Source organism: Oceanomicrobium pacificus (genome assembly GCF_009833495.1).
GTDB lineage: Bacteria > Pseudomonadota > Alphaproteobacteria > Rhodobacterales > Rhodobacteraceae > Oceanomicrobium > Oceanomicrobium pacificus.
Genome location: NZ_WUWG01000001.1, coordinates 506,697 through 533,347, shown reverse-complemented (window position 1 = coordinate 533,347; position 26,651 = coordinate 506,697). Strand labels below are relative to the sequence as shown.

General features: G+C 64.4%; 27 protein-coding genes. 15 read left to right on the top strand and 12 right to left on the bottom strand.

Translation table 11 applies throughout. The features are described 5' to 3' along the window. The first annotated feature begins 37 nt into the window (after positions 1 to 37). From GSH16_RS02715 to GSH16_RS02685, 8 genes are all read left to right on the top strand, one after another. Entirely contained in the window at positions 38 to 1,024 is a 987-nt protein-coding gene (locus tag GSH16_RS02715; RefSeq protein ID WP_160851610.1) for an ABC transporter permease, read from the top strand. Positions 1,025 to 1,062: 38 nt separating this feature from the next. Then, positions 1,063 to 1,983: an ABC transporter permease gene (locus GSH16_RS02710; protein WP_328803188.1), complete on the top strand. Its 921-nt coding sequence runs from the start codon at positions 1,063 to 1,065 to the stop codon at positions 1,981 to 1,983. Then, positions 1,980 to 2,954: an ABC transporter ATP-binding protein gene (locus GSH16_RS02705; protein ID WP_160851605.1), complete on the top strand. Its 975-nt coding sequence runs from the start codon at positions 1,980 to 1,982 to the stop codon at positions 2,952 to 2,954. The genes GSH16_RS02710 and GSH16_RS02705 overlap by 4 nt, the downstream gene beginning before the upstream one ends. Continuing rightward, complete coding sequence (locus GSH16_RS02700; protein ID WP_160851603.1) at positions 2,951 to 3,916, top strand: ABC transporter ATP-binding protein; 966 nt, start codon at positions 2,951 to 2,953, stop codon at positions 3,914 to 3,916. The genes GSH16_RS02705 and GSH16_RS02700 overlap by 4 nt, the downstream gene beginning before the upstream one ends. Before the next feature lie 210 nt (positions 3,917 to 4,126). Then, on the top strand, positions 4,127 to 4,531 hold the full coding sequence (locus GSH16_RS02695) for an SxtJ family membrane protein (protein ID WP_160851601.1): 405 nt from the start codon (positions 4,127 to 4,129) through the stop codon (positions 4,529 to 4,531). 27 nt (positions 4,532 to 4,558) lie between these two features. Then, a complete protein-coding gene (locus GSH16_RS15760) occupies positions 4,559 to 4,702 on the top strand; it encodes a DUF5989 family protein (RefSeq protein ID WP_205524025.1) in 144 nt (47 codons plus the stop codon). 3 nt (positions 4,703 to 4,705) lie between these two features. Beyond that, on the top strand, positions 4,706 to 6,541 hold the full coding sequence (locus GSH16_RS02690) for a carbamoyltransferase family protein (RefSeq protein ID WP_160851599.1): 1,836 nt from the start codon (positions 4,706 to 4,708) through the stop codon (positions 6,539 to 6,541). Positions 6,542 to 6,585: 44 nt separating this feature from the next. Next, on the top strand, positions 6,586 to 7,905 hold the full coding sequence (locus GSH16_RS02685; RefSeq protein WP_160851596.1) for an SGNH/GDSL hydrolase family protein: 1,320 nt from the start codon (positions 6,586 to 6,588) through the stop codon (positions 7,903 to 7,905). A 6-nt stretch (positions 7,906 to 7,911) separates the two neighbouring features. Here GSH16_RS02685 and GSH16_RS02680 read toward each other — a convergent pair whose 3' ends face one another. Then, positions 7,912 to 8,604: a type 1 glutamine amidotransferase domain-containing protein gene (locus GSH16_RS02680; protein ID WP_160851594.1), complete on the bottom strand. Its 693-nt coding sequence runs from the start codon at positions 8,602 to 8,604 to the stop codon at positions 7,912 to 7,914. Positions 8,605 to 8,872: 268 nt separating this feature from the next. On the opposite strand from GSH16_RS02680, the gene GSH16_RS02675 reads away from it, so the two are divergent. Continuing rightward, positions 8,873 to 9,802 carry a BKACE family enzyme gene (locus tag GSH16_RS02675; RefSeq protein ID WP_160851592.1) on the top strand — a complete coding sequence of 310 codons (930 nt, stop codon included), beginning with the start codon at positions 8,873 to 8,875 and terminating at the stop codon, positions 9,800 to 9,802. A 10-nt stretch (positions 9,803 to 9,812) separates the two neighbouring features. Here the strand turns inward: GSH16_RS02675 and GSH16_RS02670 are convergent, their stop codons facing one another. The 10 genes from GSH16_RS02670 to GSH16_RS02625 all read right to left on the bottom strand — a co-directional run bounded on the left by GSH16_RS02670 (position 9,813) and on the right by GSH16_RS02625 (position 19,599). Next, positions 9,813 to 10,550, bottom strand: a complete 738-nt coding sequence (locus GSH16_RS02670; protein WP_160851590.1) for a proteasome-type protease — start codon at positions 10,548 to 10,550, stop codon at positions 9,813 to 9,815. Positions 10,551 to 10,563: 13 nt separating this feature from the next. Next, positions 10,564 to 11,373, bottom strand: a complete 810-nt coding sequence (locus tag GSH16_RS02665; protein ID WP_328803145.1) for a transglutaminase family protein — start codon at positions 11,371 to 11,373, stop codon at positions 10,564 to 10,566. Next, on the bottom strand, positions 11,366 to 12,307 hold the full coding sequence (locus GSH16_RS02660) for an alpha-E domain-containing protein (RefSeq protein ID WP_160851588.1): 942 nt from the start codon (positions 12,305 to 12,307) through the stop codon (positions 11,366 to 11,368). The genes GSH16_RS02665 and GSH16_RS02660 overlap by 8 nt, the downstream gene beginning before the upstream one ends. A gap of 3 nt (positions 12,308 to 12,310) precedes the next feature. Further along, entirely contained in the window at positions 12,311 to 13,729 is a 1,419-nt protein-coding gene (locus tag GSH16_RS02655; RefSeq protein WP_160851585.1) for a circularly permuted type 2 ATP-grasp protein, read from the bottom strand. A gap of 73 nt (positions 13,730 to 13,802) precedes the next feature. Then, positions 13,803 to 14,591: an HpcH/HpaI aldolase family protein gene (locus tag GSH16_RS02650; protein ID WP_160851583.1), complete on the bottom strand. Its 789-nt coding sequence runs from the start codon at positions 14,589 to 14,591 to the stop codon at positions 13,803 to 13,805. Further along, the gene (locus GSH16_RS02645) at positions 14,573 to 15,862 is read right to left on the bottom strand and encodes a metal-dependent hydrolase family protein (protein ID WP_160851581.1); all 1,290 of its coding nucleotides are present in this window, start codon (positions 15,860 to 15,862) and stop codon (positions 14,573 to 14,575) included. The genes GSH16_RS02650 and GSH16_RS02645 overlap by 19 nt, the downstream gene beginning before the upstream one ends. A 19-nt stretch (positions 15,863 to 15,881) precedes the next feature. Beyond that, a complete protein-coding gene (locus GSH16_RS02640) occupies positions 15,882 to 17,069 on the bottom strand; it encodes a M24 family metallopeptidase (RefSeq protein WP_160851579.1) in 1,188 nt (395 codons plus the stop codon). A gap of 13 nt (positions 17,070 to 17,082) precedes the next feature. Further along, positions 17,083 to 17,505, bottom strand: coding sequence for a cupin domain-containing protein (locus tag GSH16_RS02635; RefSeq protein ID WP_160851576.1), 423 nt, complete (start codon positions 17,503 to 17,505; stop codon positions 17,083 to 17,085). Positions 17,506 to 17,533: 28 nt separating this feature from the next. After that, positions 17,534 to 18,373: a phosphoenolpyruvate hydrolase family protein gene (locus tag GSH16_RS02630; RefSeq protein ID WP_160851574.1), complete on the bottom strand. Its 840-nt coding sequence runs from the start codon at positions 18,371 to 18,373 to the stop codon at positions 17,534 to 17,536. Continuing rightward, on the bottom strand, positions 18,373 to 19,599 hold the full coding sequence (locus GSH16_RS02625) for a Tm-1-like ATP-binding domain-containing protein (RefSeq protein ID WP_160851572.1): 1,227 nt from the start codon (positions 19,597 to 19,599) through the stop codon (positions 18,373 to 18,375). The genes GSH16_RS02630 and GSH16_RS02625 overlap by 1 nt, the downstream gene beginning before the upstream one ends. 347 nt (positions 19,600 to 19,946) lie before the next feature. Here GSH16_RS02625 and GSH16_RS02620 point away from each other — a divergent pair, with 347 nt between their 5' ends. From GSH16_RS02620 to GSH16_RS02595, 6 genes are all read left to right on the top strand, one after another. Further along, entirely contained in the window at positions 19,947 to 21,254 is a 1,308-nt protein-coding gene (locus GSH16_RS02620) for an ABC transporter substrate-binding protein (RefSeq protein ID WP_160851570.1), read from the top strand. Positions 21,255 to 21,335: 81 nt separating this feature from the next. Next, positions 21,336 to 22,241 (top strand): carbohydrate ABC transporter permease, encoded by a 906-nt coding sequence (locus GSH16_RS15970; RefSeq protein ID WP_160851568.1) that lies wholly within the window; start codon positions 21,336 to 21,338, stop codon positions 22,239 to 22,241. A gap of 1 nt (position 22,242) precedes the next feature. Continuing rightward, the gene (locus GSH16_RS02610) at positions 22,243 to 23,202 is read left to right on the top strand and encodes a carbohydrate ABC transporter permease (protein ID WP_160851565.1); all 960 of its coding nucleotides are present in this window, start codon (positions 22,243 to 22,245) and stop codon (positions 23,200 to 23,202) included. Further along, positions 23,199 to 23,492 carry a hypothetical protein gene (locus GSH16_RS15755; protein ID WP_205523942.1) on the top strand — a complete coding sequence of 98 codons (294 nt, stop codon included), beginning with the start codon at positions 23,199 to 23,201 and terminating at the stop codon, positions 23,490 to 23,492. Before GSH16_RS02610 ends, GSH16_RS15755 begins: the two co-directional genes overlap by 4 nt. Continuing rightward, positions 23,492 to 24,592, top strand: a complete 1,101-nt coding sequence (locus GSH16_RS02600) for an ABC transporter ATP-binding protein (RefSeq protein ID WP_160851563.1) — start codon at positions 23,492 to 23,494, stop codon at positions 24,590 to 24,592. Before GSH16_RS15755 ends, GSH16_RS02600 begins: the two co-directional genes overlap by 1 nt. Then, positions 24,592 to 25,662, top strand: a complete 1,071-nt coding sequence (locus GSH16_RS02595; RefSeq protein ID WP_160851561.1) for an ABC transporter ATP-binding protein — start codon at positions 24,592 to 24,594, stop codon at positions 25,660 to 25,662. Before GSH16_RS02600 ends, GSH16_RS02595 begins: the two co-directional genes overlap by 1 nt. On the opposite strand, the gene GSH16_RS02590 is transcribed toward GSH16_RS02595, so the two are convergent. Then, the gene (locus GSH16_RS02590) at positions 25,653 to 26,651 is read right to left on the bottom strand and encodes an NAD(P)-dependent oxidoreductase (RefSeq protein ID WP_160851559.1); all 999 of its coding nucleotides are present in this window, start codon (positions 26,649 to 26,651) and stop codon (positions 25,653 to 25,655) included. The genes GSH16_RS02595 and GSH16_RS02590 overlap by 10 nt on opposite strands.

The window sequence follows — 26,651 nt, the reverse complement described above, 5'->3', positions numbered from 1 at the left end:
GCGCCTGTCCGGCCTCAAGGAAAGGCAAAACACCTCAATGCTGGCCTTCGTCATCCGCCGCGTCGGGCAATCGATCCTCGTATTGCTGATCGTCGGCCTCGTCGCCTTCTCGATGTTCCGCTTCGTCGGCGATCCGATCGACAACATGCTCGGTCAGGAACGCACCATCGAGGATGTGGAGCGTCTGCGCGCGCAGCTTGGGCTCGACCAGCCTTTCCCGGTGCAATATTTCCGGTTCCTCGAAGGGGCGATCCAGGGCAATTTCGGCGTCAGCTACCGGCAGGGCCGCGAAGTGTCCGAGATCCTACTGGAACGCGCGCCGGCAACGCTGGAACTGGCCTTCGTCTCGGGCGTTCTGGCGATTGCGATCGGGATCATGCTCGGGGTCTTCACGGCGATACGGAGGAACGGCGCCACGGCGCATATCATCATGGCCGCGTCGCTTATCGGCGTGTCACTGCCAACCTTCCTGATCGGAATCCTGCTCATCTACCTCTTCTCGGTGGAGCTGGGCTGGCTGCCTTCCTTCGGGCGGGGGGAGACCGTTTCCATAGGCGACTGGTGGACGACCGGATTCCTGACCGAAAGCGGCCGCAAGGCGCTGATCCTGCCGGCGATCACGCTCGGGCTCTACCAGATGACGCTCATCATGCGGCTGGTGCGCTCTGAGATGCTGGAGGTCTTGCGGCAGGATTACATCCGCTTTGCCCGCGCCCGCGGCCTGAAGGAACGCGCCGTCAACTTCCACCATGCGCTGAAGAACACGATGGTGCCGGTGGTGACCGTGATCGGCCTGCAGCTCGGCGCAATCATCGCCTTCGCGATCATCACCGAGACCGTGTTCCAGTGGCCGGGCGTCGGCCTGCTCTTCATCAACGCGATCCAGTTCGTCGACATCCCCGTGATGGCGGCCTACCTGATGCTCATCTCCGTGATGTTCGTGGGCATCAACCTGCTGGTGGACATTCTTTACGTATTCATCGATCCCCGCTTGCGGGTCGATCGGACAGGGGGCCATTCGTGACCGATACCCAAACAAACCAGGCCGCCCCGCCGGAGGCCGTGGACAAGAGCCTCTGGCAGGATTTCCGCGAGAGCGATTTCTTCTACGCGTTCAAACGGTCGCCCGTGGCGCTCGTTTCCTTCGCGGTGGTCTGCATCCTTGTGCTGTCGGCGGTCTTCGCGCCGCTCATCGCACCGACCAATCCGTTCGACCCTGCGAGCCTGAACCTGATGAACGGCTTCACCCCGCCGCTGGAGCCCAATGCCTTTACCGGCGACGCGTTCCTGATGGGGACCGACGATCAGGGGCGCGATGTTTTCTCCACGATCCTCTACGGGATGCGGATCTCGCTCTTTGTCGGGGCGTCGGCCGTGCTTTTCGCGATGGTGCTCGGGATCACGCTGGGCCTCGTCTCGGGCTATTTCGGCGGCTGGACGGAAACGATCATCATGCGCGTCGCCGACGTGCAGCTGACCTTCCCCTCGATCCTTGTCGCCATGCTGATCTTCGGCATCGCCAAAGGGTTCACGCCGGTCGAATATCGCGACCAGATGGCGATCTGGGTGCTGATCCTGGCCATCGGCCTGTCGGATTGGGTGCAGTTCGCGCGTGTCGTGCGCGGTGCGACACTGGTCGAGAAGAGCAAGGATTACGTGGCCGCGGCGCGGTTGATCGGGCGCAGCCCCTGGGCGATCATGCTCAAGCATATCCTGCCCAACGCGCTGTCCCCGGTTCTGGTCATCGCGACCATCTCGCTGGCGCTGGCGATCATCGCAGAGGCGACGCTCTCTTTCCTCGGTGTCGGCGCGCCGCCGACCCAACCTTCGCTTGGGACCCTCATTCGCATCGGGCAGGGATTTCTGTTCTCCGGTGAATGGTGGATCCTCTTCTTCCCCGCCTGCACGCTGCTTGCGCTGGCGCTGAGCGTCAACTTGCTCGGCGACTGGCTGCGCGACGCATTGAATCCGAGGCTCCGGTGACCACGCCCGTTCTGTCCATTCGCAACCTGTCGGTCGAGATCCCGACCCGGCAGGGCATCCTGAAACCCGTCGACCGCGTCAGCTACGACATTGCCGCGGGCGAGATCCTTGGCGTCGTGGGCGAGAGCGGCGCCGGCAAGTCGATGGCCGGCAACGCGGTGATCGGCCTGCTCAACCGTCCGGCCCACATTGCCGGCGGCGAGATCCGGCTGAACGGCGCGCGGATCGATCCGCTGGAGGGCGAGGAGATGCGCCGGATGCGCGGCAAGGAGATCGGCATGATCTTCCAGGACCCGCTCACCTCGCTCAACCCGCTCCTGACGATCGGCGACCAGCTGACCGAGACGATGCTGACGCATCTGCCGATCGGCCGCAAAGAGGCCGAGAAGCGGGCCGTGGCCGCGCTTGACGAGGTCGGCATTCCCGGTGCGAAGGAGCGTATCGACAGCTATCCGCATGAGTTTTCGGGCGGCATGCGGCAGCGCGTTGTGATCGCGCTCGCGCTCTGTGCCGAGCCGAGCCTTGTCATTGCCGACGAGCCGACCACCGCGCTCGACGTGTCGGTGCAAGCCCAGATCATCGCGCTTCTGAAACGGCTCTGCCGCGAGCGGGGCACGGCGGTCATGCTCATCACCCATGATATGGGTGTGATTGCGGAAGCCGCCGATCGTGTGGCGGTCATGTATGCCGGCCGTCTGGCCGAACTCGGACCCGTCCGTGAGGTTCTGACGGAACCGCGCCACCCGTACACGCATGGCCTGATGGCTTCGACGCCGCTCGCGTCGCAGGGCCAGACCCGCCTGCACCAGATCCCGGGATCGATGCCGAAACTGAATTACATGCCCGACGGTTGCGCCTTCCATCCGCGCTGCCCGCGGGCCGCTGACAAATGCCGCACGGCACCGGCGCCGACGCTCACGGACGGGCGTGCCGCCTGCTGGTTCCCCATGGTGACGGAGGCCGCCGAATGACCGCTCATGTGACTGTTCGCGGCCTGACGCGCATTTTCGACGTGTCGAAACCGCTCCTGAACCGGATTCTGGAGCGGCGCGGAAAGGCCTTCCTGACTGCCGTGTCGGAGGTTGATTTCGAAATCGAGGAACGCACCACCTATGCGCTCGTCGGCGAAAGCGGGTCGGGCAAATCGACCATCGGCAAGATGCTCGTCGGGCTCCTGAACCCGTCGGGCGGTGATGTCGAGGTGGAGGGCGTGAACCTCGCCAAGGAAACCGACGGCGACAAGGTCGCGGAGGTCCGGTCGGACATCCAGATGATCTTCCAGGACCCCTATGCCTCGCTCAACCCGCGCTGGCGGGTGCGCGACATCATTGTCGAACCTGTGGCCTCGAAAGGCGGCGACACGAAGGGGCTGGCAGAGAAACTTCTCGAACAGGTCGGGTTGCATCCGTCGGATGCGGGCAAGTTTCCGCACGAATTTTCCGGCGGCCAGCGGCAGCGCATCTGCATCGCGCGGGCGCTGGCGTCGAACCCGCGGCTGATCGTGTGCGACGAGCCGACCTCGGCGCTCGACGTGTCCGTGCAGGCGCAGGTTCTGAACCTGATGAGCGACCTGAAGGACGAGCTTGGTCTGACCTATCTGCTCATCACCCACGACCTGACGGTCGTGCGCCACATGGCGGACCGGATCGGCGTGCTCTATCTGGGTCGACTGGTCGAGGAAGCGGACCCCGAGACGCTCTTTACCGACCCGAAACATCCCTATTCGCGGATGCTGCTCGACGCCGCGCCGCGGATGGACGGGTTTGGCCGCGAGGTGCCGCCGCCGACGGGCGAGATCCCCGATCCGATCGACCCGCCGTCGGGCTGTGCCTTCCATCCGCGCTGTCCGCTGGCCGCGGATATCTGCAAGGCCGAACGCCCGCAGATGCGGCTGATCGGCACCAGCAAGGTCGCCTGCCACCTGGCCGAGTAGGCGCGCTCCGACGAGGGCATTTGACCCCCCGTGGCCGGACGCTGCGGGGGTGATCTTTTCGTTCGTAGGCCTGCCCCAAGGCTTTTGACTATCGCCGCGGGGCACCTTGGACAGTATGCAATGAGGCACTAAAAAGCGTTTGAAAGCAGGTCTATTCAAAGCGGCTTTTCTGCTTTAAGTTGTTTTCTGCTGTGTTGGGGAACACCTGCTATGAACGACCACAAATCGAACGTGACTGTAGATATGGGATCGGAACGAAACTTCGGTTTTGTTTTTGCGGTTGTCTTCAGCCTGTTTGCTTTTTTTCCCGTGTTGCGCGGCCATGATCCACGCTGGACACTTGCGGCAATCGCCGCGCTGTTCGCCCTTCTGGCCCTCTTTGCGCCGGCGGCCCTCAAATGGCCGAACCGCATCTGGTTCCGGTTCGGATTGATACTCGGGGCCATCATTGCGCCGATCATCATGGCGCTTGTCTTTCTTGTTGCCTTCATCCCGACCGGCCTTCTCCTGCGCCTGACGGGAAAGGACCTCCTGTCGCTGCGGCTGGAACCGGAGGCGGAGAGCTATTGGATCGAGCGGACCACGCCGCCCATGTCGATGCGTCTGCAGTATTAACGAGTAGGATTGAGGTGTTTCATGTCGATGTTCGCTGAACTTTGGGGATTTTTGAGGCAGCGCAAGAAGTACTGGCTCTTCCCGATCGTGATCGTGTTGGCCGTCTTCGGCGCGCTGATCGTTCTCAGCCAGGGCTCTGCCGTGGCGCCGTTCATCTACACGCTCTTCTGATCGATGACCTATATCCTCGGGGTTTCGGCCCTCTACCATGACAGCGCCGCTGCCCTCCTGCATGATGGGACGATCGTCGCGGCGGCCCAAGAGGAACGGTTCACCCGCGTCAAACACGACCCGCGGTTTCCGGCCGAGGCGATCCGCTACGTGCTTGCCGAAGCGGGGATCGGGCTCGAAGACGTCGCGCATGTGGCTTTCTATGACAAGCCGTTCCTGAAGTTCGAGCGGCTGCTTGAGACCTACCTCGCGGTAGCACCGCGGGGCTTCAATTCCTTCCGGATGGCGATGCCGGTCTGGCTGCGGGAGAAGCTGTTCCTGAAGGATCTGATGAAGAAGGAATTGCGCCGGATCGATCCCGGTTTCGACGATGCCAAACTCCTGTTCACGGAACACCATATCAGCCACGCGGCCAGCGCCTTCTATCCCTCGCCGTTCGCGGAAGCCGTGGTCCTGACGATGGACGGTGTCGGGGAATGGGCAACCGCAAGTGTCGCCATCGGGCGCGGCAACGGGCTGGAGATCGTCAGGGAACTGCATTTTCCCCATTCGCTCGGCCTGCTCTATTCGGCTTTCACCTACTATATCGGTTTCAAGGTAAATTCCGGCGAATACAAGGTGATGGGGCTGGCCCCGTACGGCGTGCCGCGATTCAAGGATCTGATCCTTGAGAAGGTGATGGACCTGAAACCGGACGGATCCTTCCGGCTCGATCAGCGCTATTTCAACTACACCGCCGGGCTGACGATGACGAGCAAGGCGATGGAGGACCTGTTCGGCGAACCCGTGCGCCAGCCCGAGAGCGACAGGCTGACCCAGTTCCATATGGATGTGGCCGCCTCGATCCAGGCCGTGACCGAGGAGGTGATGCTGCGCATGACGCGCGCGCTCGCCGCCGAATATGGCATTGCGAACCTGTGCATGGCGGGCGGGGTCGCGCTCAATTGTGTCGCGAATGGCAAGATCTTGCGGGACGGCGCGTTCGAGCATCTCTGGGTCCAGCCCGCATCCGGCGACGCGGGCGGCGCGCTCGGCGCGGCACAGGCGGCGTGGCACATGGAACTGGGCGAGCCGCGTCAACCGGTTGCACCTGATGCGATGCGGGGCAGCTATCTCGGACCCGCCTTCTCCGATTCCGAAAGCGCGGCGGAGTTGTCCGCGGCCGGTGCGCGGTTCGAACAGATGGACGAGGATACGGCGCTCGCCCGTGCGGCGGCCGCACTGGCCGACGGCAAGGCGATCGGCTGGTTCCAGGGGCGGATGGAATATGGGCCGCGGGCGCTCGGCGCCCGGTCGATCCTCGGCGACCCGCGCTCGCCCTCCATGCAGAAGGTGCTGAACCTGAAGGTCAAGTTCCGCGAGAGTTTCAGGCCCTTTGCGCCTTCGGTTCTGCGGGAGGATGTCGCCGACTGGTTCGAGATCGACGATGACAGCCCCTACATGCTCCTCGTCGCCGACGTGCAGGAGGAGATCCGCCGGCAGATGAGCGCGGAAGAACAGGCGCTCTTCGGGATCGAGAAGCTGAATGTGGCCCGGTCCGACATCCCGGCTGTTACCCATGTGGACTATTCCGCCCGCGTCCAGACCGTGCACCGCGACACCAACCCGAAATATCACGCGCTCATATCGCGCTTCAAGGCGCTGACGGGCTGCGGGCTGGTGGTCAATACCTCGTTCAACGTGCGCGGCGAACCGATCGTTTGCACGCCGACGGATGCATTCCGCTGCTTCATGGGCACCGGTATCGACGCGCTTGTCATCGGCAACCTCTATCTTGAAAAATCGGCCCAGGATCCGGCACTCATGGAGAGCTATGAGGAGAAGTACGAGCTTGATTGAGCGGTTATCGGACCGAAGGGCGCTGTCACGGAAACCGGCCACGGATGGTTAGGGACGGCGCGCCATCCCGCGCGGCGCTCTGGCTGTGCCTGCTGCCAGCCGCTTATTTTGCGCTGGTCGCGCTTTATGCCGCCCTGAATTTTTCCGACTACGCATCCGACACGCCGCGCCTGTTGCGCTACATTGTCGGACCGCTCGCGATTTCGGCCATGCTTGTGCTGTGCGCATTTTTCCTTTCATCGGAAGCGGCGCTCAGCGTCGGGATCACGGCCAGTTCGATCCTCTTTGCACTTTTCCTCTTCGAAGCGGTGATGACCTATCGCCTCCTGCCGAAACAGGCCGGACTGGCGGGGATCGTTGACGGGGAACTGGACGCCGATCGGTTTGCCGACGGCTATCCGCCCGCCGTCACGGTGAAAGCCATGAACCGGGACCTCGGCGTCGAGACCCTGTCCGACGCCATCCTGACCGGCATTCCGGAGGCGGAGGTGCTCCTGTGCAGCAAGAATGGTGCGCCTGTCTCCTACCGCGCAGATGCACTGGGGCTTCGCAATCCGGCACCCGAGGCAGACGCGCCTGTGGAGATTTTGCTGCTCGGGGACAGTTTCGCGGAAGGGATCTGCCTGCCTGACGGCACCCATCTGGCGGACCGGATGCGCGCGTCGGGCCTGTCGCTGGTGAATACCGGCAGCCGTGGCATGGGCCCGTTGCTTGAACTTGCAGTGCTCAAACGGTTTGGACCGCATTTCCGGCCTGACATGACCCTGATGCTCTTCTTTGAGGGCAATGACTGGACCAATCTGGAGAACGAGTTGCAGCGATCCTGGCTGTCCTCCGTGCTCGACGGGGACGTGGATGCCGGCCCCGTCAGGATGACCGATGCGCAAGAGCAGGCGGCCCGCGACATGGTCGGCCGCTGGTGGGACGGGTCGGCCGCGTCCATAGGCAGTTTCCTCAAACGCCAGTCGGTGTTGCGGAATTTTCTGGCGCTCCACCACGTCGCAACGGCGCTGGGCCTGCATTATCCGAAGGCGCTGCCCGAAATCCCCGCCTTTGCTGATGTGCTTGTGTCCGCGAAAGAGACGGCGGCGGTCTGGGGTGGCGAGTTCACCGTCATCTACCTGCCGGCTGTCGACCGGTTCGGCGGGCTCCTGCCGCATGATTTCGTGCATGACCCGTTGCGGGAGATGGTGGCGGATGCGGCGGCAGGGGCAGGTGTCGGACTGATCGACCTTGTCCCGCCGTTCGAGGCCACGGGTGCGCCGCGGGACCTCTATGCGGCGGACGCGCATTTGAACGCCGCAGGCGCGCAACTGGCTGCGGACCACATTCTGCGCGCCCTGCGGGACCAGCCGACCAACTAACCGACGTCAGCTCTCGCCGAGCGCCTCGACCATCAGGCGGGCGACCGCGTCGCTCGACATGGGGTTCTGGCCGGTGATGAGGCGTCCGTCGCGGACCGCTTTTTCCGTGAACGTGTCGCCGGCCTCGAAATGCGCACCAAGCTGGCGGAGCCGGCTTTCCAGAAGGAAGGGCACCACCCCGTCCAGTTCGACGGCGCGTTCCTCCGCATCGGTGAAACTGTTGACGCGGCGCCCCTCGACCAGCGGCGCGCCGTGGGCGGTCTTGGCATTCACGAGACCGGCAGGCCCGTGGCAGACGGCGGCGACGATCCCGCCTTGATCGAACACCTGTCCGACCCGCTCGGCCAGTGCATCGCTTTCGGGAAAGTCGAACGCCGTGCCGTGCCCTCCCGGCAGGAAGATGGCGTCGAAACCGGACACATCCGTGTCCGCAATCGCCTTCGTCTCCGCAAGTTTCGTCATCGCGGCTTTGTCGGCAAGAAACCGGCGGACGGGGGCCGGCCGTGCGTCCTCATCCGCGTCGAGGCTGCCCGGGTCCGGGTCCGGTGCACCGCCCGCGATCGATGCGAGCGTGACCTCGTGCCCCGCATCGGTGAGCGCATAATAGGGCGCGGCCATCTCCTCGAAGTAAAAGCCCGTGGGCTTGCCGGTGTCGCCCAGATCGGTGTGCGAGGTGAGGACGAAAAGTATCTTCTTCATGAAAGCCTCCGTTTGAAATCCAAGGGTGCCGCAGGGCAGCTTTCCCAACCAACAGAGCGGGGGCCGGCCAGGTTCCGCCGCGCCCTGTCACAAGCGTGCGATCCCGGCTGGCCTGTCGGAAACCGTTGACGTGGGTGCGTCAAAGCCCTTGACGCAAAAAGGAAACAGCCCGCAGGCTCGGGCAGGATCGGAGGGAATGCCATGACCAGATTGACGGGCAGGAAAGGAATGACCATCGGACCGGACGCGCAGCGGGACGGCGCCAGCCGTGGCTGACCCGCGCAAGGTCATCGTCAGTTGCGCGCTGACCGGCGCCATCCACACGCCGTCCATGTCGCCGCATCTGCCGGTAACGCCGGCGCAGATCATCGCGGAGGGCCGGCGCGCGGTCGAAGCCGGCGCGGCCATCCTGCACCTGCACGCGCGCAACTCCGACACGGGCGCGCCCGACCAGTCGGTGGCGGCCTTCCAGGCGATCCTGCCTGCGCTGAAGGAAACCGGTGCGGTCATCAACATCACCACCGGCGGCAGCCCCTACATGACGGTAGAGGAGCGCACCGCGCCGGCCCGCCATTTCGCGCCTGAACTGGCATCGCTCAACATGGGGTCGATGAATTTCGGCCTCTATCCGATGCTGGCTCGCTACCGCGACCTGTCACAGGCGTGGGAGCGCGAGCATCTGGAAAAGTCCCGCAGCCTTGTCTTCCGCAACAGCTTTGCCGACATTGCCACGATCCTGAACACCGTCGGGGCTGGTGGCACGCGGTTCGAATGCGAATGCTACGATATCGGTCACCTCTATACGCTGCACCATATGATCGCCGGCGAAGGGCTGACCCCACCTTTCTTCGTGCAATCCGTCTTCGGGCTGTTGGGCGGGATCGGCGCCCATGCCGAGGATGTGCAGATGATGCGGCGCACGGCCGACCGGCTCTTCGGCGACCGCTACCTCTGGTCGGTGCTCGGCGCGGGTGCGCACCAATTGCCGCTGGCGGCCATGTCAGCCGCGATGGGCGGGCATATCCGCGTCGGGCTGGAGGATTCGCTCTGGGCCGGTCCCGGCCGGATGGCCAGATCATCCGCCGAACAAGTGGCAGCGGTCGCGTCGATCCTGTCGGGCGTCGGCCATGTGATGGCCACGCCGGACGAGGCCCGCGACATGCTTGGGCTGAAAGGCGACGATCAGGTCAATTTCTGATCCGGAAGGGTCAGGTGTCGATTTCGAGATCCGGCAACTGGTCGAGCGCGGACTTGAGCGCGTCGCCCCATGTGGCCGATATGGTCGCGAGATAGGGATCGTCCGCCTCGAACCGCATTCGGTGCCCCTCGGACAGGCTGTCCTCCTCATAGACCATCAGGTCGAGCGGCGCGCCCACCGACAGGTTGGCCTTGATCGTGCTGTCGAAGCTGACGAGCAGGAGTTTCACCGCCTGCGCTACGCTCATGTCCGGGTCGAAGGCCCGCACGAGGATCGGGCGGCCATATTTGGTCTCACCGATCTGGAAGAAGGGCGTCTCCAGTCCGACCTCGATGAAATTGCCCTCCGGATAGATCAGGAAGAGCCGCGACGGACCGCCCTTGATCTGGCCGCCGAAGACGAGCGTTGCGTGAAAGGCGCTGTCCGCCCGCTGGCCGGTGGCGGCATTCTCGTCGATCACTTCCTTCAGGGTCTGGGCTATGATCCGTGCCGCCTGGAACATTGTCGGCGCCTCGAGGATCGACGGCGCCCGTTCGGCTGGGGCCTTGGTGCGTTCCGCAAGCATACTGACGCAGGCCTGCGTCGTCGCGAGGTTGCCCGCCGTCAACAGCGTCATTGTCCGGTCCCCCGGCACGTTCCAGGAAAACATCTTCCCGAAGGTCGAGATGTTGTCTACGCCCGCATTGGTGCGCGTGTCCGACATGAAGACCAGACCGCGGTTGAGCCGCATCCCGACTGCATAGGTCATTCGAAGGGTTCCGTTACTGCTGCGACACCTCGAGCCGCACCGACAGGTCTTCGCCCGCGGTGCCGGTCCGGCTGCCTATTATCGGTGCGGCCTCGCCATAGTCCAGCCCTGTTGCGACGCGGACGTAGCGGGCATCGGGTGAAATGCCGTTCGACACGTCGAACCCGACCCAACCGATCCCGTCAACATGGGTCTCGGCCCAGGCGTGGGTGGCCTCCTGCACCTCGCGGTCGTTCATCATCAGATAGCCCGACACGTAGCGCGCGGGGCAGCCGAGCGCGCGCGCAGCGCTGATAAACACATGGGCATGGTCCTGACAGACGCCGCGACCGGCTTTCAGCGCATCCTCCGCCGTCCAGTCCGGGTCTGAGGCACCGGTCTCGTAGGTTACGGCCTCGTGGATGAGGTGCGACAGCGCATGCAGGCGGTCGAGCGTCTCGCCTTCGGGCAGGTCGCGCAGGAGCGCCTTCACACCGGCACCGGCCGCCGTCCGGTCGGTTTCGCGGTCGAAGAGCCAGAGCGGCACGGCACCTTCATGCGGGCCGACGATGCCCGACGTGTCCGCAATTTCCACGATGCCGGAGGAGACAAGCTCCACATGGTCGGTGTTCGGTTCGAAACTGACCAGTTCCACCGTGTTGCGGTGGCAATCCTCGAACGCCAGTTCCTTCCGGCCGCCGGTGACCTCCGTCGTCCATTCCAGCACCTTCTGGTTGCGGAAACTTTTCGGCGTCTTGCGCAGCTGTTGCAGGCCGAACGGCACAGGCGCGTCGAAATCATAGCGGGTCACGTGGCGGATGCGCAGTTGCATGGGATCACTCATAGAAACGGTAATCCACTTCGATCTGGCGGCCGAGCTGGCCCAGATCGGAGAGGAACTCCTCGATATATTCGTGCAGGCCGCGCTCGAAGATCGCGTCGATCGACTGGCCCTGGAACCGCTCGTAGAGCGCGGTCGCAAGCCCGGCCGAGGGCGGTTCTTGCCCGTAATCCTTCGTCAGGTAGCCCAGATTTTCGACAATTGAGCGGCAGCAGAAGCTGAGGCTGCGCGGCATCCGCTCATCAAGGATCAGGAACTCCGCGATCTGGCGCGGGGTGGTGCGCTGCCCGTGGGTCATCCGGTAGCCGCCACCGGCCCCGACCGAGCGCAGGATCACTTCCCATTGCACATTGTCGAGCGACGATCCGACGGAGAAGGCCGTCGGCAGCAGCACATAATATTTCACGTCGAGGATGCGGCCCATATTGTCGGCCCGTTCGATGAAATTGCCCAGCCGCAGGAAATCGTAAATATCGTTGCGGAGCATGCTGTTGATGGTTGCGCCGCGCACCAGCGTCGAATGTTCGCGCACCAATTCCAGCACCGCGGGCAGGTCGCGTTCGCCGACCTTGTGCGCAAGGGCCGCATCGATCCGCATCCAGGCGGAATTGACCGCGCTCCACACCTCGTAGGTCAGCGCCGTGCGCACCAGACGCGCATTGTCCCGCGCCTGCTTGATCGAGGCGCGGACCGACGAGCCGTTGGCCGGATCGCGCAAGAGCCAGTCAATCGCATGATCCTTGGTGACCTCGCCATGGCGGGCCGTGTAGCCCTGAAGCGCGCCGGCGGTCTGCAGCACCGACCCCCATTCCTCGTCACTGTCATTCGCGCGTGTCAGCGCCATACGCTGGCCCGTTTCCAGAAGCCGCGTCGTGTTTTCGGCCCGCTCGAGATAGCGCGCCATCCAGAAAAGCCCTCCGGCTGTCTTGCCCAGCATCGCTCAGTCCTCCAGCACCCATGTGTCCTTGGTTCCGCCGCCCTGGCTCGAATTGACGACAAGCGAGCCCTTCTTGAGCGCGACCCGCGACAGGCCGCCCGGTGTGATCTTCACGCCCTCGGGCGAGACGAGCACGAAGGGGCGCAGGTCGACATGGCGCGGGGCCAGCCCGGACCGGGTGAAGATCGGCACCGTAGACAGTGCCAGCGTCGGCTGGGCAATGTAATTGCCGGGCCGCGCCTTCAGCTTGGCGCGGAAGGCCGCGATTTCCCGCTTGCTGGCGGCCGGGCCGATCAGCATGCCGTAGCCGCCGGACCCGTGCACTTCCTTGACCACCAGTTCGGTCAGGTTGTCGAGCACATAGGCCAGCGAGTCCGGATCCGCGCAGCGCCATGTCGGCACATTCTGAAGGATCGCCTTCTCGCCGGAATAGAATTCCACGATGTCGGGCAGATAGGAGTAGATCGCCTTGTCGTCGGCGATCCCGGTGCCCGGCGCATTGGCGATCGTGATCCCGCCCGCGCGGTAGACGTCGAAAATGCCCGGCACGCCGAGCGCGCTGTCGGGATTGAAGTTTAGCGGATCGAGAAATTCGTCATCGACGCGCCGGTAGAGCACGTCGATCGGCTTGTAGCCCTGCGTCGTGCGCATGCAGACCCGCCCGCCCGTCACCCGCAGGTCATGCCCTTCCACCAGTTCCACGCCCATCTGGTCGGCAAGGAAGGAATGTTCGTAATAGGCGGAATTGTAGATGCCGGGTGTCAGCACAGCGACCGTCGGATCGCCTTCGGTCATGGCCGGCGCGGAAGCCGCAAGCGACCGGTGCAGGTTGCGCGGATAATCCGACACGGCCTGCACCTTCGTGGCGCTGAACAGTTCGGGGAACATCTTCAGCATCGTCTCGCGGTTCTCCAGCATGTAGCTGACACCGGACGGCGTGCGGGCATTGTCCTCCAGCACGTAGAACTCGTCCGGTCCAGTCCGCACAAGGTCGATGCCTACGATATGCGTGTAAATGTCACCCGGCGGGGCAACGCCGAGCATTTGCGGCAGAAACGCCTCGTTGCGGGCGATCATCTCGGCCGGAACACGGCCCGCGCGGATGATCTCTTGCCGGTGGTAAATGTCATAGAGGAAGGCGTTGATCGCCTGCACCCGCTGCTCGATCCCGCGCGACAGTTTCTGCCACTCGCGATGCGAGATGATGCGCGGGATGATGTCGAACGGGATCAGCCGTTCTTCGGCCTCTGCCTTGCCATAGACGTTGAAGGTGATGCCGGAGAGCCGGAACACCTCCTCCGCCTCGCGCTGCTTGGCGCGCAACCGCGCCACATCTTCCTCGCCGAACCAACGGCCGATTTCCCGGTAGGGCGCGCGGAGCGTCCCGTCCGGTGCGGTCATCTCGTCAAAAAATTCTGTCATTCTCTCAGCATGGCCAACTTCTCTCCTATTTCAACAGGCGAGTCGGCGGATCGTTCCGAAACCGGTGGATGTTTCAGGTCGCGGTGGCCGCGCGGATCGCTGCGAACCCGTCCCGAAGCGCCTTCTGCAGGAGCCAGATATCGCCCAGATAGGCGACCAACTTGCAGCCCTGCGCATGCACGGCGGCGGCTTCTTCCGCGCTGCCGACCAAGCGGCCCACGGGCACGCCTGCAGCCTGGGCGGCGGCCATGATCCGGTCGACCGCGCCCGTGAAGGCCGGGTCGTCAAAGGCGCCCGGACAGCCGAGCGATGTGCTAAGGTCGAGATGCCCGATCCAGATCGCGTCGAGACCCGCGGTCGCGGCAATATCCTCGCAGGCTGCGACACCCTCGGCCGTTTCGATGAGCGCGACCAGACCGGTTTTCGCGTTGGCCGCGGCCAGCGCGTCCGCCACGGGCGCGGCGCGGTAATCGTCATGGGCCAGTCCGAGCGCGACGCCGCGCCGGCCCTCGGGCGGGTATTTGATCCCGGCGACCGACCGCGCGGCCTCCGCCGCCGAGCCGACCATCGGCACGATCACGCCTTGCGCGCCGATATCCGCAGCGCGCTGCAGGTTTTCCTGGCTGCCCGACGGCACCCGCAGCATGGTCGCAAGCCCGGCCCCGTGCAGGTTCCGCAGGACCTGCGCCGCCGTCTCGAAGGTGAAGCCGCTATGTTCCATGTCGACGAAGACGAATTCGCAGCCCGTCGCGGCAAGGATGTCCCCGATCCCGGGCGTGGCAAACTCGCCGATATAGGTGCCGAGTTTCAGACCATCAGCGGCGACAAGATCGCGAAACCCGCTCATTGCGCGGCCAGCCATGACCGGCCGCCCGCTTCGGCGGTCTGCCCGTTGCCGGTCGCGTGGATCAGCCCGTCCTTCATGATCATGGTGAGCTTCGACTTGTCCTGAAAGAGCGTGATGTCTGACAACGGGTCCCCGTCGATGAGCAGCAGGTCGGCCAGAAAGCCCTCGCGCACCTGACCGATACTGTCGGCCATATCCATCGCACGGGCGCCGATCATCGTCGCGCAATGCAGCGTCTGCGCTTCCGAGAACCCGTAATGTTTCACGAAATGCTCCAGATCATTGGCATTGGTGCCCTGGGGGTTGACCGAGAAGCCGTAGTCGCCGCCGACCACGATCGGTATGCCGCGTTTCATCATCTCGCCATGGGTCCAGCAATTGTCGTCATAGAGGGTCTGCAACTCGTCGATCTGCGGTTGCAGGGCAGGATCGTCGGCAGCCTTCAGCATCTCCAGCGACTTGATGATGACGCCGATGGCCGGGCCGGTCAGCACCCAGTCGCGGGCCTCCTCCAGCATGTCGAGCGCCTCTTCGTCCGCATGGTCGCAATGGTAGATCATGTCGACCCGGTTGCGCACGGCGCGCTTGACCGAATCCGCCGCGCGGCAATGGGCGGCGACCCGCTTGCCGTGGGCATGGGCCGTCTCCACCGCTGCGCGCACCTCCGGGTCCGCCATGACTGTCGAAAAACTGTCCGCGTTGGGCATGAACACGTCGCCCGAGATGTTGAGCTTGATATTGTCCACCCCCTCGCGGATGCACATGCGGACCGTCGAGACGACCTCGTCCACGCCGTCGACCACCAGCCCGAACGTATGGAGCTTCACATGCATCCGGTTGGCATCGCCAAGGCCGCTTGTCACGGTGATCTCGGGGCTGGCGGCGCGGAGCCGCGGGCCGGGGATGCGCCTGGCCTCGATCTCGTCGCGGATCACCGCATCGAGCCGCACCTTGGCGGATGCCGCGCTGTTCACGCTGGTAAATCCGGCCTCCAGCAACTTGCGGGCATTGTGCATGGTCGCGAGCGTGTGTTCTTCCACACCGATCACGGCCAGGTCCATCAGGTCGGCCTGATCGATAAAACTGATATGGCCGTGCCCTTCGATCAGGCCCGGCATCAGAAACGCGCCATCGGCGTCGATCACCTGCGCACCTTCCTGCGGCACCTCATCCGTGCCCCGCATCACGGCCGCAATCCGGTTGCCCGAGACCCGCACATGGCCACGGAACGGCGCGTCGCCGCTGCCGTCGAAGATCATGGCGTTGCGGATGAGTATGTCGGTCATCTGTGCTGCCTCCCGCCGGTCACGCCGGTTCGCTGACGGTCCATCCGCGCCCTTCGGCGCCGAACAGTTCGAACCCATCTTCGGTGACCGCGAGCGTATCTTCCAGCTTTATGAAACCGCGCGTCGGGTGGAGCATGGTCGTTTCCACCGACAGGACCATCCCGGCTTCAAGCGGCCTGTCGGCATCCGTGCCTTCATAGGCGACCGGATGGTTGGTCATCAGGAAGGGCGCCTCGTGCGAAATGAGCCCCATCCCGTGGGCGAAGAAATCGGTCGAGTTGGCATTGGGCTGGCTGGCCATATGGTCGGTTGCAAAGGCGATGGCCTCGCCTCCGCTGGCGCCGGCGCGGATTTTCGAGAAGGCCGCCTGCTGCGTGCTCTCGACCTCGTCGAGCAGGTCCTGCAGTTCGGCATCCGGCTCGCCCAGCACGCCCATGCGGCAGATATCCCCGATATAGCCGTGCAGGTTGCCGCCGGAATCGATCGACAGCACCTCTCCCTCGGCCCATGTCTGCGGGCCGGCGGCGCGGTTGTGGCTCGCGCCGAGCGTCAGCAGGCAATATTCGAACATCAGTTCGCGGCTGGTTTCCTCCTGACGCAGCCGTTCGATGATCTGGTATTTGCTGTCGCCCGCACCCGCGCCGCGGATCGTGGCCTGCATCGAGGCCGAAATCCGCTCCGTTGCCTCACGCAGGAGCGCCAGTTCCCCGGGGCTCTTGCGGGCCCGCAGCCGTTCCAGAACATGGGTCGCATCGGCAATCCGCGCGTCGGGGAATGCATCTCGCAATGTGGCGCCCGCATCGGACGGCAGGAAGGGCGGCTCGACGCCGATCGCGGACGGCGCCACGCCCTGCGCCTTCAGATGGCCGATCGCCGCGCCCATCGCATCAACCGAACCCCAGGCCACGGGCAGGAAATGCGGCACCCAGAACGGATGGTTCTGATGTTCCCCACCCTCCATCTTGTTGGCGACATAACCGGTCTTGTCCGACTGGCCGCGCACATAGGCGAAGACCGGCATGTAGCGGCTGTGCCCGATGGCATCCATCGCGGAGAAGAAGATGAACTGGTACCCGCCGAGCAGGTAGCGGACATTGTGCTTGGACGTGGCCAGAAGCACGTCGATACCGGCTTCCTCCATCAACCGGTCGAGATGGTCGAAATCATAGACGAGCGCGTCGGCGCTGCTGGCGTGCAAGGGTCTCATCGGATGGGCCTCTTCATGTCAGGTCGGCGGCGGGAATGATGTGGAAGTCGGGCAGGTCGCGCAATGCGAGCTCCGGCCCGGCAGGCGCATAGACAAGGAAAATCCGCATTGTCTCGTCGCCAGTATTGAGCGTGGAATGGAAGCGGCTTTCGGGCACGAAGACCGAACAGCCCGGACCGACCTCCCGCGTGACGGGCGTGCCGGTCTCGTCCTCTACCATCTGTTCGCCGCGCCCTTCGAGGATGAAGATGATCTCCTCCGCGCCGGGATGGTTGTGGCGCGCATGGCCCTGTCCGGGCGGTACGGTGACCACACCTGCGGAAAACTGGGTGGCGCCGTTCACCTCCGGCGCGACGGTCAGCGCGAGCCGCCCCCAGTCGAAGCCGAAATTGTCGACATCCTCGGGGTAGTGGAAATAGCGGTCTGTGTCGGGCATGGTCTGTCCTCCTGTGGACTTGGGCCGGTCACGAGCCGTCCGTCGTGATCGACTTGAAAGCTCGGATCTGGTCGCGGATCGCCACCTCTGCGGGCAGGCGTTCGGCGGAACTGGCGCCGTAGAACCCGTGGCACCGGTCGCAATGGCGCAGCACATGGGCCGCGTCCTCGGGCATGGAGATCGGCCCGCCGTGGCACAGGATGATCACATCGGGGCGCACCTCGCGCGCGGCGGCGGCAATGGCGTCGATCTCGGCCACGCAATCGTCCAAACTCTTGGCCGACGTGGCGCCGATCGCGCCCCCCGTGGTCACACCCATATGTGCGACGACAATATCCGCTCCGGCGCCGGTCATCGCGCGGGCCTCCTCGGGGTTGAACACGTAAGGAGAGGTCAACAGGTCCTGCCGGTGGGCTTCCGCGATCATGTCGACCTCCAGCCCGTAGCCCATGCCGGTTTCCTCGAAGCTCTGCCGCATCGTGCCGTCAAAGAGCCCGATCGTGGGAAAGTTCTGGATGCCCGAGAATCCCATCGCCTTCAACTCGGACAGGAACTGCGGCATCAGCACGAACGGGTCCGTGCCGTTCACCCCGGCCAGAACCGGCGTGTCGCGGACCACCGGCAGGACCTCGACCGCCATTTCGCGGACGATCTCGTTGGCATTGCCATAGGCGAGCAGCCCGGCGGCCGAGCCGCGTCCGGCCATCCGGTAGCGGCCGGAATTGTAAATGATGATCAGGTCGATCCCGCCGGCTTCTTCCGATTTGGCGGACAGGCCGGTGCCGGCGCCGCCACCGATGATCGGGCGGCCGGCGTCGATGATCGCGGTCAGGCGGGACAGTATCTCGGCTCTGGGAATGGCGGGCATCAGGTCTGGCTCCCTGTGATCTCGTGATAGGCGGCAAGGGCGGCTGCGGCGAAGTCCGGGTCGTTGATGTGGCAGGGCAGGACTGCCACACGGCGATTGTCGGTCTGCTCCACACTGCGCAGGACGGCGGTAAAGAGCGCCTCGTCGGCAGCGGGGTCGGAGAAGGGCCCGCCCTCCACGTCGAGCGCCGAGACGCCGTTCTGCGGGATCAGGAACCGGACCGGCCCGTCGCAGGCATTGAGCTTCTGCGCGATCCAGGACCCGATCCGGTCGCATTCGGCCGGCGTCGTGCGCATCAGCGTCACATTGGAATTGTGAACGTGGAAGCGGCGCGCGCTGAACCGTTCCGGAACCGTCTCCTGCGCGGCGAAATTCACCATGTCGCACGCCCCGAGCGAGCCGATATAGGGGATGCCCGTCTGCGCCACCACGTCGAGCCGGTCGGGCAGGGCGGGCAGCACGCCGCCGACGAGCAGGTCCGCGATCTCGGTCGTCGTGATGTCGATGAGCGCGTCGATCTGGCCGTCGCGCACCAGCCGTTCCATGATCTGGCCGCCGGTGCCGGTGGCATGGAAGATCATCGGTTCCGCCGCCTCGCCGAGGCCGGCGGCGATGGATGTCACGGCCTCGGTCGTGACACCGAACATCGACAGGCCGACTGTCGGGCGGTCCGTATCGTCGGCCCGCGGTTCGGGAGCCGCGAGCATGCCAGCCAGCGCGCCCGCGCCATTGGCGAGAATCGTGCGTGTCAGCCGGTTCAGGCCGGAAATGTCGGTGACGGAGGGCAGCATCGCGATGTCGGACATGCCGACATAGGGCGCGACATTGCCCGACGCGAGGGTCGAGACGATGAGTTTCGGGACACCATAGGCCAACTGCCGGAATCCCGCCGAGACCATGGCTGTCCCGCCACCGCCCCCGAGCCCGATCGCGCCGCCCACGCGAGGGCCGTTCTTCTGCACATAGGCCTCGAACGCCTGCTGCATCGCGCCGACCGCCGCGCCGCGGTCGGGCGCGCCGAACACTGCCGCCGCGCCGTCCGGGTGGTGCGCTGCCACGTCCCCGGCCGCAATATCCGCCGGCCCGTCATGAGAACGGGTGGACAGATCGACCAGTTGCGCGTCCCATCCGGCGCGCGCCAGCCGGTCGCGCACATAGGCCATTTCCGCGCCTTTCGTGTCGGCGGTGCCCACAACCCAGACATCAGAGGCACTGCTCCGGCTCATGCGGCTGGTTCCTTCTGGCTGATCGTCACGAGATGATTCCCAATCTGGTCCGGCCAGTTTCGATCAATTTTGAACTTCGATCAAGCGGTCCGAGATCAGGTGAAAGGCGCGCAGGCCCTTGTGCATATGCGAAAAACGGCGATGTATGGGCAAATCGAAGCGCTGCGCCCTGTTTCCCCTGCGTCAAGAATCCGTTGACAGGTCGTCCGGATGCACGCTTAATCTGGTCTTACCAAATATGGCACGGAAGCCGAAAAGAGCCCGATGTCCGGATGTCCCGGCATCAGAGGTGGCACAGTGATTTGGTGTTTCTCGGCATTTCATGTCGAAACGGGAGGAGATGAGGAATGAATGCGAAGATCAAAGGGGTGGCCGCCGGTGTCGCGCTGACAGCAATGTCCGCAAGCGCCGCTATGGCCGAAGACCTCGTAATTTTCTGGGCCGAATGGGACCCTGCCAACTTCCTTCAGGAACTGGTCAACGAATATGAGGCCGAGACCGGCATCTCGGTAACGGTGGAAACCACGCCCTGGTCGGACTTCCAGACCAAGGCCTTCACCGAGTTCAACGCCCGCGGGTCCGCCTATGACATGATCGTCGGCGACAGCCAGTGGCTCGGCGCGGCCAGCGAAGGCGGCCATTATGTCGACCTGACCGACTTCTTCGCCGAACATAATGTCGGGGAGATCATGGCCCCCGCGACGGTGAAATATTACGCCGAATATCCGGGCAACTCGGGCAAGTTCTGGGCGATCCCTGCCGAGGGCGATGCTGTCGGCTGGTCCTATCGCAAGGACTGGTTCGAAGATCCCGACGAGATGGCGGCCTTCAAGGACAAGTACGGCTACGACCTTGCAGCGCCCACGACATGGGCCGAGCTGCGCGACATTGCCGAGTTCTTCCACCGTCCCGACGAGGACCGCTACGGCGTCGCGATCTACACCGACAACAGCTATGACGCGCTCGTCATGGGTGTGGAGAACGCGATCTTCTCCTATGGCGGCGAACTGGGTGACTTCGAGACCTACCAGGTCGACGGTATCCTGAACTCCGCCGAGAATGTCGCCGCGCTCGAAGCCTACAAGGAGCTTTACAGCTTCACACCTCCGGGCTGGGCCAAAACTTTCTTCGTGGAAAACAACCAGGCGATCACCGAGGGCCTTGCGGCCATGTCGATGAACTATTTCGCCTTCTTCCCGGCCCTTCTGAACCCCGCCACCAACCCGCATGCGGAAAATACCGGCTTCTTCGCCAACCCGGCGGGTCCGACCGGTGCACAGCATGCCGCGTTGGGCGGGCAGGGCATCTCGATCGTCAGCTACTCCGACAATATCGACGAGAGCTACAAGTTCCTTGAATGGTTCATTCAGGAAGACGTGCAGAAGCGCTGGGCGGAACTGGGCGGCTACACCGCACACGCCGCCACGCTCGAGAGCGAGGAATTCCGCAACGCCACGCCTTACAACGAGGCCTTCTACCAGACCATGTTCAAGGTGAAGGACTTCTGGGCCGTGCCGGAATTCGCGGAGCTTCTGACGGCAGCGAACCAGCGGCTCTATCCGTTCATCGTGGGCGACGAGGGCACCGCGCAGGAAACGCTCGACGCGCTGGCTGCGGACTGGAACGAGACCTTCCAGCGCTACGGCCGCCAGTAATCAGGCTCGACCTACTGAAGGGGGCGGCAGGTCCGCCCCCTTCATCCCCAGAATGACAAGTCCCGGACAGGAGCAGGCACCGTGACGGACAGTGTGATGACCCGGCTCGACCCCAATTCGCGGGCGGCTGCGCGCGGATGGAGCGATCTGACGATCCGCAACCTTTTCATCATCCCGACGATCGCATTCCTGATCATCTTCAACATCTTCCCGCTGCTCTACTCGCTGGGCTATTCCTTCACCGATTTCCGCGCCTCGACCAATGCGCCGGCCAAATTCATCGGGTTGCAGAATTACCGCGAGCTTCTGAACGACGAGTTCATCTGGCGGAATTTCACCATCACGGCAAAATATGTGATCGTGTCGGTCGCGGGGCAGGTGATCGTGGGCTTCGGCCTGGCGATGCTGCTCAACCGCGACATTCCGATGAAGGGCCTGATCACCACGCTTCTGCTTCTGCCGATGATGCTGTCGATGGCGGTCGTGGGCCTTTTCTGGAAGCTGCTTTACGACCCGAGCTTCGGGATCATCAACTACGCGCTGGGCTTGGGCAAATTCGAATGGCTGGCCGATCCGGACATGGCGCTTTACGCGATTGCCATCACCGACATCTGGATGTGGTCGCCCTTCGTGATGCTCCTGTCGCTCGCCGGCCTGTCCGCGGTGCCGAAGCACCTGTACGAGGCCGCCGAGATCGACCGGGCCGGGCCGTTCTACACGTTCTTCCGCATCACCCTGCCGCTGGTGCTGCCGATCCTGATGATCGCGATCATTTTCCGCACGATGGAAGCGTTCAAGACCTTCGATCTGGCTTACATCATGGCCAGCCAGCCGACGACGGAGCTGATCTCCATCCGGCTCTACAAGATGGCCTTCCTCGAATGGCAGACCGGCAAGAGCTCGGCCTTCGCCTATATCGTGCTCGTGATGGTGGTGGCGATCACCAACATCTACGTCAAGTATCTCAACAAGGTGAAGGAGCGCTGAGATGTCGGCCGTTCGCACCCCGCGCGAGGTCCTCCTGAACCGGGTCGCCGTTGTGGCGGTCTTTGTGGCGCTGTTCATCATGCTGGCGCCGATTTACTGGATCGCCTCCACCTCCTTCAAACCCCGCAATCTGGCGACCACCGTGCCGCCCACGATCCTCTTCGAGCCGACGGTCGCACCCTATGTGAAGACCTTCGTCAAGCGCAGCCAGCTGCGCGGCCCGGTGGAGGAAGAGGTCTACGAGGCCGCACCCTGGTGGGAGCAGCTGGTCCTTGACGGTGGCGAGAAGGTCGTCCGCAGCCCATCCGGAGAAGTCAAGCCGTCCGGTTACGGGCAGCGGTTCATGAACTCGCTGATCGTCGCCGTTGTCTCGACCATTTTCGCGGTCTCGATGGGCACGCTGACGGCCTATGGCTTCTCGCGCTTCAAGGTGGCGGGCAAGGATGACTGGCTCTTCTTCATCCTCTCGACCCGCATGCTGCCACCGGTCGTGGTCGCGATCCCCATGTTCCTCATGTATCGTGTTGTCGGCCTCAACGACACGCATCTGGGGCTGATCATTCTCTACACCGCCTTCAACCTCTCCTTCTCGGTCTGGATCATGAAAGGGTTCATCGACGAGATCCCCCGCGAATATGAGGAAGCGGCGCTTGTCGACGGCTACACGCGGATGCAGGCATTCTTCAAGATCGTCCTGCCCGAGGCGATGACCGGCATCGCCGCCACGGCCGTCTTCTGTTTCATCACCGCATGGAACGAATATGCGTTCGCGCTCATCATGACGAACCGCAACGCCCAGACCGCGCCGCCCTTCATCCCCTCGCAGATCGGATCGGGCCTGCCGGACTGGACCGTCATCGCGGCCAGCACGGTGCTCTTCCTGATCCCGGTCGCGATCTTCACCTTCCTTCTGCGCAACCACCTTCTGCGCGGCATGTCCTTCGGAGCGATCCGCAAATGACCTTCAAGGAGATCAACCAGGCCTATCTGGTCCCGCTCGCGCAATGGACGATGATCTTCGGGATCGTGGCACTCTGCCAGCCATGGAGTTCGCTCCTGCACCGCTACGGGCTGACGATCACGCTGATCGGGCTCGTCGGCTTCCTGATCGTGATGCACATCCCGCCGGAGCCGGAGGCCGATCACGGCGACGCGGATGATGATGACGGGATCGACGGACCGATCGACATGCTGGAAATCAACGGAAATGCCCCCGACACGGGGCCGGACAATCGGTCGGGGATCGTCTGATGGCTGAAATCGCGCTGCGCGACGTGCAGAAATTCTTCGGACCGAACCAGGTCATCAAGGACATGAACCTCGTGATCGAGGATGGCGAGTTCATCGTGATGCTGGGCCAATCGGGCTGCGGCAAGACCACCACGCTGCGCGCCATTGCCGGTCTGGAAACCGTGACCGAGGGCACGATCACCATCGACGGGGAGGAGGTGCAGGACCGCCGCGCCGCCGATCGCGACATTGCCTTCGTCTTCCAGTCCTTCTCGCTCTATCCGCATATGACGGTCTACGAGAATATCGCCTTTCCGCTCCGCGCGGTGGGCATGAGCACCGAGGAACGCGACCGCGAGGTGCGCGAGGTGGCCGAGGTCCTGCGGATCACGCCGCTTCTTGACCGCCGCCCGTCGGCCCTTTCGGGCGGAGACATGCAGCGCGTCGCGATCGGGCGGGCACTGGTGCGGCGGCCGAAGGCGCTTCTGATGGACGAGCCGATCGGTGCGCTGGACGCCAAGCTCCGCGAGGAGATGCGCGCCGAGATCAAGCGGCTGCACATGGCGCGCAACTCCACAAGCGTCTACGTGACCCATGACCAGATCGAGGCCATGTCGCTCGCCGACCGGATCGTCATCATGCATGACGGCGTCCTCCAGCAGATCGGCGCACCCGACGAGGTCTACCTGCGGCCGGCCAACCTGTTCGTCGCGCAATTTGTCGGCTCGCCGGTGATGAATGTCGAACCGGTGCAGCTGTCCGCCAATGGCGACGGGGCGCATGTGCATCTGGCCGGCGACGGCACGGGCTTCCATTTTGATGAAGGCCTTCTGTCTGCGGTGCCGCGCGACGCAGGGCGCGTATCGCTCGGCATCCGCCCCGAGGCGGTGCATCTGTCGCATGAGGAGAGCGCGGGCGCGCTCGGCGGCGTGACGACGAATATCGAACCGCTCGGAAGCCATGATATCGTCGATGTGCGCATCGGGGAGGCGCGGCTCCGCGCCCGCACGCCCGCCGGATTCGTTGCCGCCGAAGGCGCGCCGGTCTGGGTCTCTCTCGACACGGGCGAGGCGCATTTCTTTGACAATGAGACGGGCCTGGCCCTGCGGGAGGCGCACTGATGGCCAGCATCACGCTCAGCGGAATCACCAAGTCCTTCGGGGGCAACAGGGCCTTGCGCGGGCTCGACCTCGACATTGCCGATGGCGAGTTCTTCGTGCTGCTGGGTCGCACCGGCGCGGGCAAGACGACGACGCTGCGGATCATCGCGGGGCTGGAGCAGCCCGACAGCGGCACGGTCGCGATCAATGGCCAGGATGTGGGCGGGCGCAATGCGGCGGAACGCGACGTGGCGCTCGTTCTCCAGCAATATTCGCTCTATCCGCGCCTGACGGTGCGGGGAAATCTCGAATTTCCGCTCCGCTCGCGGATCCGCAAATTTTCCGAGGATGAAATCGCGGCACGGGTCGAAAAAGCCGCCCGCACGCTCCAGATCACCCCGCTTCTCGACCGCAAGGTGGAACGCCTGTCCGGCGGCGAGATGCAGCGTGTCTCGATCGGGCGCGCCATCGTGCGCGAGCCACAGGTCTTCCTGATGGACGAGCCGCTGTCCGCGCTCGATGCGAAGCTGCGCGAATCGCTGCGGGTGGAGTTGAAAGCCCTTCATGCCGACCTCGGCGCGACGTTCCTTTATGTGACCCACGATCAGGTCGAAGCCATGTCGATGGGCGACAAGATCGGGGTGTTGCGCAACGGGCAGCTTGTACAGGTCGGCACGCCGACAGAGGTCTATACCCGCCCGCGCAACACGTTCGTCGCCCGCAGCGTCGGCACGCCGCAGATGAACCTGATGCATGCCACGATGGGCGCGGGCAGTGCGCGGATCGACGGGCAACCGGTCGATCTGCCGGTCGCGGTCGGGGAAGGGGAGGCCGGCCGCGCGCTGACGCTCGGCATCCGGCCCGAAGATCTGGTGCTGGAAGGTGGCGCGCCGCTCGAGGCCCGTGTCTTCGACGTGGAGGATCACGGTGTCATCAAGATCCTGACGCTCGATATCGGTCCGGCGCGGCTGCATGCGACCGTGTCGGCCAAGACCCATGTGGCGCTCGACGAGGTCGTGCGGCTGGGCTGGCGTCCCGACAAGGTTCTGCTTTTCGACCGGGCGACCGGCGAAAATCTGGCCTATGGCTGAGCCTTCGGCACGTCGCGGCGGGCCGCGTAGCGCGGCCAGACGTCTGGGTTGACCAGATTGTCCGGCCGTTCGCCGGCTTCGAGCCGCCGGATCTCAGCGACGACACCCTGACCCATGCGCAGCATGCTTTCCTCTGTGATGCCCGCCATATGGGGCGTGAGGATCACCGTGTCGCGGTCAAGGAGCGGGTGATCCGGCGGCAGGGGCTGCCGGTCGAACACGTCGAGCGCGGCCCCCGCGAGATGGCCGCTGTCGAGCGCGGAGAGGAGCGCTTCCTCCACCACCACCGGCCCGCGGGAGACGTTGACGAGCACCGACCCGGGGCGCATCGCGGCCAGTTCCGCCGCGCCGATCAGGCCGCGCGTCGCATCGTTGAGCGGGCAGGCCAGCACAAGCACATCCGATGCCGCAAGCAGGTCCGGCAGCGAACAGGCAGTGACGCCGTCGGGCACCTTGTCGGGACTGCGCGTGTGGCTCAGCACCTGCATCCCGAACCCCTGACCTGCAATGCGGGCAAGTTCACGCCCGATATTGCCCATGCCGACAATTCCGATGGTCCGCCCGGCCAGTTCGCGTCCGGCGTCCGAATGGCGACGGGCGGCCTCCCACCCGTCGCGCCGCAGACCGGCATGGACCTGCGGATAGCGCCGCAGAAGCGCCAGCGCGGACCAGATCGCATGTTCGGCCACTGTCACCGCATTGGCACCGGGCACATTGGCAACCACGATGCCTGCCTCCGTTGCCGCATCGACCGGGATCATGTCGAGACCGGCGCCGTGGCGGACAAGCGCCCGCAAGCCGGTCTCGCGGGCGATGATCTCGGGCGCGATCGGGGCGCGGACGACGATGTACTGGGCGCCCGCACTGTCGCGGGCGATGGCCTCGGGGGTCGGGCGTTCGGCGACGCGGTAGCGGCCGATCTCCTCCAGCGCGGCGGTGACCTGCGGATGCAGGAGGTGGGTGGAGAAGATGACCGGCCGTTCGCCCAT